This window comes from Pseudomonas asturiensis (assembly GCF_900143095.1).
In the GTDB taxonomy this organism is placed as follows: domain Bacteria; phylum Pseudomonadota; class Gammaproteobacteria; order Pseudomonadales; family Pseudomonadaceae; genus Aquipseudomonas; species Aquipseudomonas asturiensis.
Genome location: NZ_FRDA01000006.1, coordinates 52,302 through 66,366, shown reverse-complemented (window position 1 = coordinate 66,366; position 14,065 = coordinate 52,302). Strand labels below are relative to the sequence as shown.

General features: G+C 57.7%; 14 protein-coding genes and 1 tRNA gene. 5 read left to right on the top strand and 10 right to left on the bottom strand.

Annotation, left to right across the window (positions count from 1 at the left end; genetic code table 11):
• Nucleotides 1–7 precede the first annotated feature (7 nt).
• From BUB69_RS12580 to BUB69_RS12565, 4 genes are all read right to left on the bottom strand, one after another.
• Nucleotides 8–376, bottom strand: a complete 369-nt coding sequence (locus BUB69_RS12580) for a response regulator (protein WP_073166955.1) — start codon at nt 374–376, stop codon at nt 8–10.
• A gap of 9 nt (nt 377–385) precedes the next feature.
• Entirely contained in the window at nt 386–1,297 is a 912-nt protein-coding gene (locus BUB69_RS12575; protein WP_425439366.1) for a methyl-accepting chemotaxis protein, read from the bottom strand.
• Between the two features lie 494 nt (nt 1,298–1,791).
• Complete coding sequence (locus BUB69_RS12570) at nt 1,792–2,061, bottom strand: hypothetical protein (RefSeq protein ID WP_073166951.1); 270 nt, start codon at nt 2,059–2,061, stop codon at nt 1,792–1,794.
• Between the two features lie 86 nt (nt 2,062–2,147).
• Nucleotides 2,148–2,606, bottom strand: a complete 459-nt coding sequence (locus BUB69_RS12565; protein ID WP_073166948.1) for a VOC family protein — start codon at nt 2,604–2,606, stop codon at nt 2,148–2,150.
• A gap of 120 nt (nt 2,607–2,726) precedes the next feature.
• Here BUB69_RS12565 and BUB69_RS12560 point away from each other — a divergent pair, with 120 nt between their 5' ends.
• Nucleotides 2,727–3,161 carry an HIT family protein gene (locus BUB69_RS12560; RefSeq protein ID WP_073166944.1) on the top strand — a complete coding sequence of 145 codons (435 nt, stop codon included), beginning with the start codon at nt 2,727–2,729 and terminating at the stop codon, nt 3,159–3,161.
• A 60-nt stretch (nt 3,162–3,221) separates the two neighbouring features.
• Here the strand turns inward: BUB69_RS12560 and ycaC are convergent, their stop codons facing one another.
• The gene (gene ycaC / locus BUB69_RS12555) at nt 3,222–3,848 is read right to left on the bottom strand and encodes an isochorismate family cysteine hydrolase YcaC (RefSeq protein WP_069142817.1); all 627 of its coding nucleotides are present in this window, start codon (nt 3,846–3,848) and stop codon (nt 3,222–3,224) included.
• 391 nt (nt 3,849–4,239) lie between these two features.
• Here ycaC and BUB69_RS12550 point away from each other — a divergent pair, with 391 nt between their 5' ends.
• The 3 genes from BUB69_RS12550 to BUB69_RS12540 all read left to right on the top strand — a co-directional run bounded on the left by BUB69_RS12550 (nt 4,240) and on the right by BUB69_RS12540 (nt 6,476).
• Nucleotides 4,240–4,791: a hypothetical protein gene (locus BUB69_RS12550; protein WP_073166940.1), complete on the top strand. Its 552-nt coding sequence runs from the start codon at nt 4,240–4,242 to the stop codon at nt 4,789–4,791.
• 237 nt (nt 4,792–5,028) lie between these two features.
• Complete coding sequence (locus BUB69_RS12545) at nt 5,029–5,280, top strand: helix-turn-helix transcriptional regulator (protein WP_024688248.1); 252 nt, start codon at nt 5,029–5,031, stop codon at nt 5,278–5,280.
• Complete coding sequence (locus BUB69_RS12540) at nt 5,280–6,476, top strand: type II toxin-antitoxin system HipA family toxin (protein WP_073166937.1); 1,197 nt, start codon at nt 5,280–5,282, stop codon at nt 6,474–6,476. The genes BUB69_RS12545 and BUB69_RS12540 overlap by 1 nt, the downstream gene beginning before the upstream one ends.
• A gap of 86 nt (nt 6,477–6,562) precedes the next feature.
• On the opposite strand, the gene BUB69_RS12535 is transcribed toward BUB69_RS12540, so the two are convergent.
• Nucleotides 6,563–7,003 carry a DUF3592 domain-containing protein gene (locus BUB69_RS12535; protein ID WP_073166933.1) on the bottom strand — a complete coding sequence of 147 codons (441 nt, stop codon included), beginning with the start codon at nt 7,001–7,003 and terminating at the stop codon, nt 6,563–6,565.
• A gap of 522 nt (nt 7,004–7,525) precedes the next feature.
• Complete coding sequence (locus BUB69_RS12530) at nt 7,526–8,461, bottom strand: LysR family transcriptional regulator (protein ID WP_073167641.1); 936 nt, start codon at nt 8,459–8,461, stop codon at nt 7,526–7,528.
• Nucleotides 8,462–8,512: 51 nt separating this feature from the next.
• On the opposite strand from BUB69_RS12530, the gene BUB69_RS12525 reads away from it, so the two are divergent.
• Nucleotides 8,513–8,974, top strand: a complete 462-nt coding sequence (locus BUB69_RS12525) for a tautomerase family protein (RefSeq protein WP_245825280.1) — start codon at nt 8,513–8,515, stop codon at nt 8,972–8,974.
• A 186-nt stretch (nt 8,975–9,160) separates the two neighbouring features.
• Here BUB69_RS12525 and BUB69_RS12520 read toward each other — a convergent pair.
• The 3 genes from BUB69_RS12520 to rpoD form a co-directional block, all read right to left on the bottom strand.
• A tRNA-Ile gene (locus BUB69_RS12520) sits at nt 9,161–9,237 on the bottom strand.
• Between the two features lie 54 nt (nt 9,238–9,291).
• Complete coding sequence (locus tag BUB69_RS12515) at nt 9,292–11,742, bottom strand: bifunctional diguanylate cyclase/phosphodiesterase (RefSeq protein WP_163032104.1); 2,451 nt, start codon at nt 11,740–11,742, stop codon at nt 9,292–9,294.
• A 417-nt stretch (nt 11,743–12,159) separates the two neighbouring features.
• Entirely contained in the window at nt 12,160–14,010 is a 1,851-nt protein-coding gene (gene rpoD, locus BUB69_RS12510; RefSeq protein WP_073166925.1) for an RNA polymerase sigma factor RpoD, read from the bottom strand.
• Nucleotides 14,011–14,065: the final 55 nt, after the last annotated feature.

Genomic DNA, 14,065 nt, shown 5'->3' with positions numbered 1-14,065 from the left:
GGCAAGCTCAGGGCAGAATGAGCTTGGAGACCGCTGCCAGCATTTGTGCGGGCTGGAAAGGCTTCACCACCCAGGCCTTGGCTCCGGCGGCCTGACCCTCGGCCTTCTTCGATTCCTGCGACTCGGTGGTCAGCATGATGATGGGCGTGAACTTATAATTGGCCAGCTTCTTCACCTCCTTGACGAAGGTGATGCCATCCATGTTCGGCATGTTCACGTCGCTGATGATCAGGTGCACTTTCTGGCCCGTGAGCTTGCCCAGTGCATCTCGGCCATCGCTGGCTTCGATAACGTCATACCCGGCGCTTTTCAAGGCGATACCGACGACTTGCCGAACACTGCTCGAGTCGTCGACCACCAATACACTCTTAGCCATGATTCGCTCCTAGAAGAACGTGATTTCCTGAGAATTCTGCTGCGCAGCCGATTCGCCATGGTGCGTACGGCGTTGTTCGTCGGTGGCGTAGGTGGACTCCATGCGCGCCAGCCACTCACGGGCATTGATCGCGATGGCGTCGTCGGGTGACTGGCTGGACTGCTGCAGATGGGCGTGCAGCGAATCGATGTTGTCCCGCACATGGGTGAGGATCTGGCTGACCCGATCCTGAAACTGCAGGCTGACCAGCACGTCGGTCATCTCGTCGCGAATCCCGTGGCTTTCCTGCTTGAGCAGGTCGGCAGACTCGGCCAGGCGACCGGTGATGTTCTGAAAGCGTTGCAGGACATGCTGAATGCTTTGCTCGGACTCGGCCACCGAGTGGCTGTCCTGATCGGCACCGCTGGACGCGGCCTGCACCAACTGGGTGATGGCGTTGTTGATGATGTCGACCTTGGCCGACATCTGCTGGCCGGTCTCGCTGGACTTGCTCGACAGGCTGCGCACGGCATCCGCGACCACTGCGAAGCCTCGTCCGGCTTCCCCGGCGCGAGCCGCTTCGATGGCGGCGTTGAGCGCCAGCAAATTGGTCTGCGCCGCAATGGCCGCCACATCGGCCGCCATGGTGCGCAATTCGCCGGTGTACGCGGTCAGGCTGCGTACCTGAGTGAGCGTCTCGTCGCGGCTGGCCTGCGTGGCCTTCAAGGAATCAATGACCTGGCTCAACTCGCTGTCGCTTTGAGCCAGCACTTTCAGCGCACCATCGGCGTTCTGTCCGTCCAGCTCACCGGCGGCCTGTTGGGAGGCCTGAACCGTTTCCTGCAAGCGTTCGGCGATGCCGGTGAAGCGGCTGGTCAGCTCGATAATCGCGGTTTCGGTCTGCTGGCGCGAGCTTTCCACCTGCTTGGCCCAGATCGGCATGGCACCCAGCAGCACCTCATTGAGCTGCGCCCGAGAAGCCCGCGCGCCGAGCGCACTGTCGTTGGCCTGATGCTGCTCCAGCGCGTTCGCTGTAATACGCAAGGCTTCGTCGCGTTGCGAGCGCGCACTCCACACGCCGGCACCTGCGCCGAGAATGATCAGCACAGCACAGGCAGCAAGATTGGCAGAAGAGGTGCCCGACTGAGTCAGGATCCAGGCAATGGCCGGGATGACCGGGACCAGCGGAAACCAGAGGAAGCGGGGATGACTTTGACCTGGAGTACTACCGTACTGACTCGACGTCATGGGTTCGATCCTTGAACATTACAGCGGCTAGAAGCAACGTAAGGGTTATCTGCCTTGTTCACGGCAACTTGAGACCGCACACGTACCTTCCGTCCGTTGATGACGAACTGGGGGCAACATGCGCGAAGTCGCTACAGGATAGGTTTAGCTGTGATTCTGGAATTTGCGAGGGGAAGGGGGATTTTGCGCTACGTTGCAGCGAACACCAGGTTGTGGGAGGGGGCTTGCCCGCGATGGCGCTGCCATTCCTCCCAGCAGTTCTCAGCAACGATATCCGGGTAGCCTCGCTCCTTTTCCATACTGAGCGCGACACTGAACCGGACTGCCATGCATGTCGCCTTGTCCCGGATGCCGACGACTTCCTCCTCAGTGAGTGGCGAGCCTTTTTCGTTTTCTACGGCTGTCAGAATGACTACCAGTGCAGGTATGAAAACAAGGCAAATCGGATCGGTTTCCATGGGCATCTCCAAGGTTTTTGCACCCTGGCAGGGTAGCAGAACGGTCCTGCTGCTTGCTCACAGTCAGGGCGCGGGTATGTTATTGGCTACTCCGTAAACGCCTCCTCGATAAACGCCTCCAGCGTTTTCTCTTCCAGAATCTCCACAGAGAAATGCCCGAAGCGCTTGGGCAGCCAGATGATCCGTCCTCCGGATGGCGACTGCAGGTTCGAGCGGGCCAGCGGCTGGCCGTTCTCGTCTTCGGGCTGCACACCGGCCGCGATCAATTGGTCGTAAGCCTTCTCGATGTCCGGTGTCGAGTAACAATGCCGATAAATCATTCCCTCACCTGATGCATCCAGCAGCGCCTTCAGATTTCCCGCCAGCGGCTGGACCAGCATGAAGCGTTCAGTGCCGATCATCGCGATGGCATAACGCACATGCAGACCGCCTCGTTCCCAGATCAGGGTTCTGGAGATTCTGGCTTGCAGGATGTGCGCGTAATAAGCGCAGGCTTCTTCGAGGTTGCTGACGAGGACGTCGATGTGGCTGAATTTCAGGTCCATTGAGAGCTGTTCCTGCTGATGCGATGAATAACGAAGTGCCCGCAATTTCGCATGCCTGAGGTGCGGTGTCATATTCTCCGTTTTGAGTCATTTGCAGATAAAGAGCCAGAGGAGGGGCGTATGACCGAGTGGGACATCTTTGAGACCGCGCACTGGCGTATCAGCCATCGGCGTGATGCGCGATACAGCGGCTATCTGATGGTTGCGTCTGTTGCGCCCGCCTCTGATCTGGGCGACCTGAACGAGGCAGCGCTGGCCGAGCTGGGAGGTGTTTTGCGCAGCACAGAACAGCTTCTGATGCGGGGATATGAACCTTGGAAAGTGATCGTCTACAAACTGGGTTTCTCGGCAGGATTCAATCTGCATTTCCATATCGCGCCAGTCACCAAGAGATTGTTTGCGCAGGTTGCGGATCACCCTGGGTATGCCGCAGAGCCGGATGGGAACGACGTGATACTTTTCCTGAGTCGTGAGTATTGCGAGCAGGCATTGAGTGCAGAGGAGAGGTTGATTCAAGCGCGGGAGGTGGTCAGGTTGAGGGGGATGCTGAACTGATGGTGGGACTTGATATAGAGGTACATGCAGGAGGGCAAAATGCCCTCCTGTGACGACCTGTCAGCGTGCAGTCAAGGCCGCGTAGCTGTTCATCAGGTTGCGGTAGTTCGGAATACGCTGGGACAGCAGATTGCCCAGGCCTTCGATGTCGTTGCGCCAGTCACGTTGCAACTCACACGCCACCGAGAACCAGTTCATCATCTGCGCGCCTGCCTGGGTCATACGGTTCCAGGCGGCCTGCTGCACAGCCGTGTTGAACGTGCCGGACGAGTCAGTCACCACGAACACATCAAACCCTTCCGCCAGGGCCGACAAGGTCGGGAAGGCGACACAAACGTCTGTGACCACACCGGCAATGATCAACTGTTTGCGACCGGTGGCCTTGATCGCCTTGACGAAGTCTTCGTTGTCCCAGGCGTTGATCTGGCCAGGGCGAGCAATGTAAGGCGCGTCCGGGAACATCTCCTTGAGTTCCGGCACCAGCGGGCCATTCGGACCTTGTTCGAAGCTGGTGGTCAGAATGGTCGGCAGCTCAAAGAACTTCGCCACGTCGGCCAACGCCAAAACGTTGTTTTTGAATTCGTTCGGGGTGAAGTCCTGTACCAGCGAAATCAGACCTGTCTGGTGATCGACCAGCAGAACGACGGCGTCGTCTTTGTTCAGGCGGTTGTAAGTGGCGTTGGTCATGATGGAATCCTTTTTCGAAGTGGTGAGTGGCTGTCGTTTCAACATGTGGCTAGATTAATGTCCATCTGTAAGTTGAAAAAGCGCTTGAAAAAGGTTTGTCTGTCAACTGCAAGGAGACAATACAGGCAGGTTAGCCGCACATGAGCGAGCGTTGAGTGTGCAGGAGAGGACGCTTCAAAGTGGGGAGTTGGTCAGGCTGCAGGACGTGGCAGGGCAGTGATGATAAAAGCAACGCCAAGGCCGCGTGCCGCACACAACGCAACAAACCGTGGGAGTGAGCTTGCTCACGAAGCTTTTGATCCTGAGCAATGGCCAACCGACGGTGCGAAAGTGTGACGCTGGCGTCATGCAAGGCCGAGACATTCAATGTACCGATACCTGAGGAGCTGCCATGGGAGCCAATGTCGATTGGATCGTCGTTCTGGATGCCTCGCTGGAAGCGGCAAAACCTTTGGCCCAGCAGGTCAGGGACTGGCTTATTGCACAACAGATAGTGTCCCTGTCAGCACCACAAGCACCCTCGTGGGCAGGGCCGGATTTGCTCGGTCGCGGCCTGAGGGCGGCGAACTGGGACGCTTGCCCGGTGGAGGATCTGCTCTCGCAGGGCGGTGTGCAAATCATCATCGAACGACGCGTATTTCATACGGGCGATAACGGCATACAAGCCTTTGAATGCCCCAGCTGTAACGCCACGCACAGTCCCGATGACGTGCCTTGGAGTGACGCTGTGCAAGCATGGGTTTCAGCAGAACCTGACGACCGCCTGCAATGCCCGACCTGCCGCGAACGTTGCAGCATCGTGGAATGGAAGTTCATGAGCTGTGAATGGGGCTTTGGCAACCTCGCCTTCGGCTTCTGGAATTGGCCCATCGACGAGCGCCTGGTCAACGAGATAGCGTCTCTCACCGGCCACCGCTGCCGGCTGGTTCATGAGCATCTGTAGCGCAACAGAGATGATTGAATGGACTGCGTGAGGATGCGTTCAGACCTCGGAAATGAGCGTGGTTACGTGGGGCTGGCGGTATCACGGATCAGTGAGGTTTCACGTTGCGCCGGATAGACGTTCAGCACATCCGCTGGCCGGCATAGCGGCTCAAACAACCCACTCTCATGTTGGCTTTGATTTTTTCAGAGGTTAGGTATACGTTACATTTCATCTGATTTGTTATGTATACGGAACATGGACTATATCCTGATCACAACGCGCCTCGGCCAGCAGATTCGACAGCGCCGCCTCAATCGAGGGCTGACGCAAGCCAGGCTCGCCGCTTTGGCAGCCGTCACGCGGCAAAAGATCATCGCCATAGAGAAAGGTGATCTCTCGGTAGGCATGACGGCCTATGCGCGGGTGCTCGGAGCTCTGGATTGTGAACTCTCGGTCATACCCGCCGCCATGCCCACGCTGGATGAAATTCAGGGAGTGTTTGACTGATGATGACCGCGCTGATGGTCGCAACGCCAGAAGGCGAGAGTGGAAGAATCCTGAGCAGCGCAGGTGATTACCTGTTTCGTTATCACCATGACGCCAAGGCTCAAGCCGCGATCAGCCTGCTTATGCCTCTGCGTCTGGATGAGTACCGCCATCGTGAGCTGCATCCAATTTTCCAGATGAATCTACCGGAAGGTTACGTCCTGGAGCAGCTACGTAACCGTTTGGCCAAGATCGCAACCGTCGATCCGATGTTGCTGTTGGCGCTGTCTGGCAGCAGCTCACCTATCGGTCGAGTAACGGTCCGTTCGCCGGAGGTCGATGCACTATTGCAACGACAGCAGTTCCCAGGAGAGCGTCTTGACGAGATTCTCGCGTGGGACGGTACCGAGGACATCTTTGCGGGTTTGGTGGATCGTTACATCCTGCGTGCCGGCATCTCGGGCGTGCAACCCAAGGTGCTGGTTCCAGAGCGACAAGAGCAAGCGCCGTCGCGTTTTACGTCGAAGACCTCCGACCTGATCATCAAGAGTGGCCGGGATGAGTTTCCGGGTTTGGCGATCAACGAATTCATTTGTATGTCTGTGGCAAAGGAAGCAGGCATTGCGGTACCGGAGTTCTACCTGTCCGATAACTCCAAGCTGTTCATCATGCGACGCTTCGACCGGGATGACCAACTCAACCCCATAGGCTTCGAGGACATGACGGCACTGATGGGGCTGCCTGCTGAGCAGAAATACAGCAAGAGCTACTCTGCCATCGCTAAAGCAATCCGTCTGTTTTGTGCCCCTGATCAGGTGCAAGACTCATTGGCCCAGCTATTTGCCATTGTGACCCTGAGTTGCATAGTCGGGAACGGTGACGCTCACCTGAAAAACTTTGGCCTGTTGTACTCCGACCCCATCCAGCGCGATGCACGGCTTGCTCCTGCCTACGACATCGTCAACACCACGGCCTACATCCCCGAGGACGTCCTGGCGCTGGATCTGGTTGGCAACAAGTCACTATTTGCTTCGCGGCAAGGCCTACTGGATTTCGCCCAGACCTGTGATGTGGTGCGCCCAGAAGAGGTGATCTCGGAGCAACTGCAAGCACTGGAGCAAGTCTTGGCGCGTTCAGTTGAACTGAGCGAACAGGCGCCGGATGTATTCGCTGCAATCGGGCGATGCGCTGAGCCGTTTATGAAAACCTTCGGGTGAACCACGTTCGTTTTCAGGGCCTGAGTCAGGCCTATTGAACGGGCTTGTTCGCAGTGACGGGTAATGGAATACGCAGGTAAATATCGTTATAGAGGCCGCGTCATCTGGCGCCGGCGGATCCATGCGGCCATGTGGTAGCCGCCTCCTGCGGTGAACACGAGTGCGAACATGCCCGCCAGCAGGCTCGCGCCCCATAGCGCGCCATTGTCTTTAATGATCGCGGTGCGGGAGGGGGCTTCGGTGCGGTAGAGCACCTTCACTGCGTCGCCGACTGCGTAGCCGAATATAAATCCGCTCTCAGGGTAGCTGATTGCCTGGCCTGTGGCGGCGTCGATGAAGTCAATCTGGGGATGGCTGCCGCCCGCGTTCAGGGCACTGACATGCCCTTCAGCACGTTGCGCTTGGGCGAGAAAGCTCAGTCGGTCTTCAACCAGCCAAGCGGTGAGGAAGAGCAGGCAAAGGCCCAGCGGGATGAAAATCAGCGCGCGGAGCAGATCGCCCCGGCCCGAAGATGACGTCTTGGTCATGGCAGGTCCCTTGCATTATCCGTAAACGTCGGCCATTACAATGAACCAGCGGGAATCTGTCAATTGGATGGTAAAGGACGGCTCATGGCGCTGTCCGGCGTCTGTGTGTGCTCAAGGATTTTAGGTGTGGTGAGCCACCCATAAACGCGAAAAGCCGCGCAATGTGAGGCGCTCAAAGGTGGTGGCACGCGCGGACTAAAGCCGTTACCGACTCATTTTGTCGAAGAATGCGTTAGCTGCGATAACAGGTCCGGAGGTTAGGGTGGGCAAAAAACACTTCAATGGTCAAGGCCTTGGTGCTGATGGGGCCTTGACCACGACTGCTACTTTTACTGCCACATCATCTTGCTACTGCGGCATCTACTGCGTGCACTCTCGACCCCTTCATGGGGTCAATGCATTCAGGCAGCCCCGGTGAGAATCGCAGCAGAGCTGTGATACTTCAGTGTAAGGGTGGCTGTGTGAGTGTCAGAAAGTCCCTTCCGGGCCAAATGCCCTCCAGGACAATGATCCACATCTTCGTCAGAAGCCTTGTGAAAACTGGTCTTTGAGATACGCCACCAGAGCCGTGACTGCCTTGGGAATTTGCGGCGAGTAAGGCCGGATCAGGTTGATTTCGTCGGAGAACGCTCCCTTGAGTTGCCAGTGATCAAGTACTTGAACCAGCGAACCTTGCGCTAACGCTGCCTGGGCGCTGAAGTCGGGAAGCAGCGCAATACCCAAGTGAGCCTGAGCAGCTTCACGAAGCGCTTCACTGTTGTTGGTCGCGAATGTTCCTTTAATCGGGACGGTCAACCGCTCACGCAACTCACTCCCTTTCGACGAGCACTCGAAAGTCCAGGCTGGCGTATCGGAGCCCCGTGGATAATACAGGCAGTTGTGTTGTGTGAGATCACCCGGTGTTTCAGGTTCGCCACAGTGATCCAGATACTCACGGGTGGCTACGAGTACAGACCGTGTTTCACAGAGCTTCCACGCAACGTGCGTGTCCGGCACCTGGTAACCATGACGAACAGCCAGGTCGTACCCATCGGTGGCAATGGAGCTAATGCTGTCGGAAACGTCCAGTTGCAGGCAGACCTCAGGGTATTTTTCGAGAAAGCCTGCCAAGCGTGGCACCAATTGTTGCCGGGCGAAGGCAACAGGTGCAGTTAACCTCAGAAGCCCACGCACAGCGCCTGCAGAGTCCCTGACATCCAAGAAGCTCTTGGCAATATGGGCATAAGCACCGCGCACCTCTCTCACCAGTGAGCTGCCTGCGTCAGTCAATCGAACACTTCGTGTTGTTCTCAGAACCAGGCGCAGCCCCGTCGCCTCTTCAAGCTCACTGATTCGTTGGCTCACTGCAGACTTGCTAACGCCTAATCGTGCTGCCGCCGCTGTGTAGGTCCCTTGTTCCTCCAGAACAGACAGCCAATGGATGTGCGTCCATAACCCTTCAATTTCCGACTTTTTCATGATCCGATTGTTCTCATACGCAAACAATGAGTTCAATTATCTTATCTGGTCGTGAACAGTTTGACGCTTTATCTTGTGATCCCTGTCCTGCGCCACGGCGCTTTCCATTACGAGATTTCAATCATGCCATTGATCAACATTGACCTCATTGAAGGCCGTTCCGATGACCAGGTGAAAATCCTGCTCGATGCTGTACACCGCGCCGTGGTTGAAGCATTTCAGGTGCCTGAAGGTGATCGCTATCAGATCGTCAACGAACACCGTCCAAGCCGAATGATTGTCGAAGACACGGGGCTTGGTATTCCCCGCACGGACAAGGTTGTGATGATTAGCGTGACCAGCCGCCCCAGGACTGAAGAATCCAAGGTCAGGTTTTATCAGTTGCTCGCCCAGGCGCTGCAAGAAGACTGCGGGATCGACGCCAATGACCTCATGGTGTCCATCGTCACCAACACGGATGCAGACTGGAGCTTTGGTCATGGCAGGGCGCAGTTTTTGACTGGGGAGCTTTGAGAGACTGCGTGTGGTTTTACGAATAAGTGCTTTTCAGGCGTCGTGACGGGGTTGACGAGAGTCGCCATGAGAAGGGGGCGGCTAAGGCTGCTGGCTGACCGATCCTGTACCTAAATCGTCATGAGACTGTATCTGTGAGGGTTCCGCCAGAAACACAAAAGCCCCGCAATGCGCGGCTTTCAAAGGTGGTGGGCCCACACGGACTCGAACCGTGGACCAAAGGATTATGAGTCCTCTGCTCTAACCAACTGAGCTATGGGCCCTCAGCAGGACGCGGATTATAACGGCGGTTTCGCGGCTGTGCTATCCGAAAAGTCCTAAACGTCGATAAGAAGAAACCTCGCGCAGAATTCCTCGGGCGGCAGCGGCAGGCTGACGATGTAGCCTTGCATCTGTTCGCAGCCTTCTGCGGCCAGGAATTGCTGTTGTTCGCTGTTCTCCACGCCTTCGGCGATGACGGTCAGTTGCATGCTGCGGCCCAGGGCGATGATGGCGCGGACGATGGCGGCGTCGTGGGTGTCTTCGGGCAGGCCGCGGACGAAGGACTGGTCGATCTTGAGGATGTCGAGCGGCAGGCGTTTGAGGTAGCTCAGTGATGAGTAGCCGGTGCCGAAGTCGTCGATGGCCAGTTGCACGCCGAGTTTCTTGAGTTTATGCAGCACGGCCAGGGCTTCCTGGGTCTGGCTCATGATGAAGTTTTCGGTGATTTCCAGTTGCAGGCTGCCGGGCTCCAGGCCGTGGTCGCTCAGCAGGTGTTCGATGCGTTCGACGAGGTCCGGTTGGCGCAGTTGTGCGCCGGCGAGGTTGACGGACAGCGGGCCGAACGGTTTGTGGGTTTTGCGCCAGTGGTGCATCTGACGGCAGGCCTGTTCGATGACCCAGTCGCCGATCTGCAGGATCATGCCGTTTTCTTCGGCCAGCGGGATGAAGTGTTCAGGTGGTACTTCGCCGAAGGTCGGGTGGTTCCAGCGAATCAAGGCTTCGGCGCCGACCAGGGTGTTGGTCAGCAGGCTGGTTTTGGGCTGGAACGACAGGCTCAGTTCGTTGCGCTCCAGTGCGCGTCGGAGTTCCTGTTCAAGGGCGATGCGTTCGCTCGCCTGAACGGTCAGGTCGCGGGTGTAGCTTTCGACGCGGTTGCGCCCTTTGGCCTTGGAGCGGTACATCGCGGCGTCGGCATTTTTGACCAGCGTCGCGACGTCTGTGCCGTCGATGGGGAACAGGCTGCAGCCAATGCTGGAACTGATGAAGAATTCGTGTTCTCCCGCCTGAAAGGGCGCGCTGAAGCAGCCCAGCAGCTTGTTGGCGATGGAGACGGCGTCGCTGGGTTGCAGCAGGCCGGGCAGCAGGACGATGAATTCATCGCCGCCCAGCCGTGCGACGGTGTCGATGTCGCGCAGGTGTTCCTTGAGGCGCACGGCAATGCCTTTGAGCAGCAGGTCGCCGACGGGGTGCCCGAGGCTGTCGTTGATGTGTTTGAAGCGGTCCAGGTCCAGAAACAACACCGCGCCCAGGCTGCCGGACTCTTCACTGTGCAGCAGCGCGGTCTGCAGGCGACTCTCGAACAGGGTGCGGTTGGGCAGGCCGGTGAGGGGGTCGTGGTGCGCCTGGTAGTCCAGGCGGGCCTGAGCTTGTTTCAGGCTGGAGATATCGGCGAAAACGGAGACGAAGTGAGTGATGGCGTGGTCCTTATTGCGCACGGCGCTGATCGTCAGCCAGTTGGGGTAGATGTCGCCGTTCTTTCGGCGATTGTAGATCTCGCCTTGCCAGTGGCCCTCTGCTGTCAGTTGATGCCACATCGCTGCGTAGAAGGCGCTGTCGTGTCGACCGGAGGCGAGCAGGCGAGGGGTGTGGCCAATGGCTTCGGCCTCGCTGTATCCGGTGATCTCACTGAAGGCGCGGTTGACGGCGTTAATGCGCTGGCGGGTGTCGGTGATCAGTACGCCTTCGGCCGTGCTTTCGAAAACGGTGGCGGCCAGGTGCAGTTTTTCCTGCATCTGTTGACGCTCAGTGATGTCGCGAGAAATGGTTAGCAGGCAGTCTTCGCCCTCAATCAGCACCGGGTGTGACGAGAGCTCGCAGAGCAGGATGCTGCCGTCAGCGCTACGAATCCTGGCGCGGAAGTCGTGTACGGAGCCGTGCTGCTGAAGGTGGGCCAGAATCGCCTTGCGTTCATTCGGGTCGGCCCAGATACCCAGATCGAACGTGGAGCGCTCAATGCACTGCTTTTCGGTGTAGCCAGTGATGCGGGAAAAGCCCTCGTTGATCTCCAGAATGATCCCGTCGCGTATGCGGCTGATGGTCAGCCCGTCTGGAGAGGCGTGAAAGGCTTTGGCAAACTTCTCCTCGGAGAGCTGCAATTGTTGTTGCGCCTGTTTGAGCGGGGTGATGTCCCGGACCACCACCAGGACGGCGGGCGTTGAGCCCAGTTCGAAAGGTTGGGCGGAGATGAGTCCGGAGAAGGTTTGCCCGTCCTTGCGCCGAAACGGTATTTCCAGATTGCGAATGTTGCCCTTCTGCAGCTGCTCAAGAAGGCCGGGGCCGATACCGGGAACGCCCCAGACGTTGATCTGGGTGGGGGTCTTGCCAATGGCTTCTTCGGCGGTGAAACCTGATTGCTCGATGAAGGCGCTATTGGCCTCCAGTATCTGGCCATCGATGAGGCTGGCGATGACCATGATGTCGGGGCAGTGGGCGAAGACTGAGGCGAACCTGTCTTCGGATAGACGAAGCGCTTCTTCGGTTTGCTTGCTGTCACTGATGTCGGTCATTAATCCACGCATAAGTGCTCACGTCCGTGCTTGGTCTGGCTTCCGATAACGCGGGGGCTCGGCACTCGATCCCTCGTCGTGGACGAGTGGGGCAAGGCTGTGGCCGTTACCGCTGCTGGTGTGTTGCGTGCATAAGGTTTCAACATCGGCGCGATTTCAGATGCGCGATGCTGCAATACAAAACCTTGGCAACAACCGATAGGCCAAAGGGTAGCCAGCAGGCTTTTTGCCTGAGGTGACACATAGTTGTAGGTCAAATTCTTGAAGTTTGCCTTCCGGACGATCATCGACGGGCTCGCCTGACGATCAGCTTTGAGCGCAGGCCGGGGAGGGCGCTGGACGTGGCGAGCAGGCCTGAAACGCAAAACCCCCGGCACAGGGCCGGGGGTTTTGTTTGATCGCATCGCGTGTTGCGTCTTACTCGTCGAGGAACGAACGCAGGTGTTCGCTTCGGGTCGGGTGACGCAGTTTGCGCAGTGCCTTGGCTTCGATCTGACGAATCCGCTCGCGGGTGACGTCGAACTGTTTGCCGACCTCTTCCAGCGTGTGGTCGGTGTTCATGTCGATGCCGAAACGCATGCGCAGAACCTTGGCTTCACGAGCCGTGAGGCCCGACAGCACTTCGCGTGTTGCTTCTTTCAGGCTTTCAACCGTTGCAACGTCGATTGGCGATTGCATGGTCGAGTCTTCGATGAAGTCGCCCAGATGGGAATCTTCGTCGTCACCGATCGGGGTTTCCATGGAGATCGGCTCTTTGGCGATCTTCAATACCTTGCGGATCTTGTCCTCAGGCATTTCCATGCGTTCACCCAGCTCTTCCGGGGTCGGTTCGCGACCCATTTCCTGCAACATCTGGCGGGAAATGCGGTTGAGCTTGTTGATCGTCTCGATCATGTGCACCGGAATACGGATGGTGCGTGCCTGGTCGGCAATCGAGCGAGTGATCGCCTGACGGATCCACCACGTGGCATACGTCGAGAACTTGTAACCACGACGGTATTCGAACTTGTCTACCGCCTTCATCAAGCCGATGTTGCCTTCCTGGATCAGGTCGAGGAATTGCAGGCCACGGTTGGTGTACTTCTTGGCGATGGAGATCACCAGACGCAGGTTCGCTTCAACCATCTCTTTCTTCGCGCGGCGGGCCTTGGCCTCACCGATCGACATGCGACGGTTGATGTCCTTGATCTCGACGATCTTCAGGCCTGTCTCTTCTTCGAGCGCAGACAGCTTCTGCTGGCAACGCTGGATGTCGGGCTGCAGGCGACCAATGGCTTCGGCATATTTGCTCTTGCCTTTGGCCAGCGCGTCGGTCCAGCTTTCGTCGACTTCGTTGCCGGGGAACTGGCGAAGGAAGTCGGCGCGCGGCATACGTGCATCACGTACGCACAGCTGCATGATGGCGCGTTCCTGAGCACGCAGACGATCAAGGGCACCGCGTACGCGCTCTACAAGACCTTCAAACTGTTTTGGAACCAGCTTGATGGGCATGAACAGTTCGGCAAGGGCGACCAGCTCGGCAATGGCGTGCTTGTCTTCGCGACCGTACTTCTTGAGCGCCTTGCGGGTGATCTCCATCTGATCGGACACGGCACCGAAGCGCTGTTGTGCGATGACAGGATCCGGACCGCTTTCGACTTCGTCTTCATCTTCGCTCGAGTCAGCCGTTTCCTCTTCGTCATCGTCAGAGCCTTCGGCCTTGACGGCTTTAGGGTCGATGGGAGGAGGGACTTCGGCAGGCGGCGCGATGCCGTCATCCGGGTCGATATAGCCGCTGAGAACGTCGGACAGGCGGCCGCCTTCACTCGTGACACGTGTGTATTCGGAAAGAATATGGTCAACCGTGCCAGGGAAGTGCGCGATTGCGCCCATCACTTCACGGATGCCTTCTTCGATACGTTTGGCGATTTCGATCTCGCCTTCACGGGTCAGAAGTTCAACGGTGCCCATCTCACGCATGTACATGCGAACGGGATCGGTGGTACGACCGATGTCGGTTTCGACCGCTGCCAATGCTGCGGCCGCTTCTTCTGCGGCTGCCTCATCGGTATCGGCGTCGGCCAGCATCAGGGCGTCCGCATCCGGAGCACTCTCGTGTACCGGGATCCCCATGTCGTTGATCATGCGGATGATGTCTTCCACCTGCTCAGGATCTGAAATATCCTCGGGCAGGTGGTCGTTGACCTCTGCGTAAGTCAGATACTTCTGCTCACGACCCAGGGTGATCAACTCTTTGATACGAGACTGCTGTTGCGCTTTTCCGGACATAACACCCTATCCACTGAAGGTCTTGGCGGGCAAAAAACAAGCCGAGGATTATACC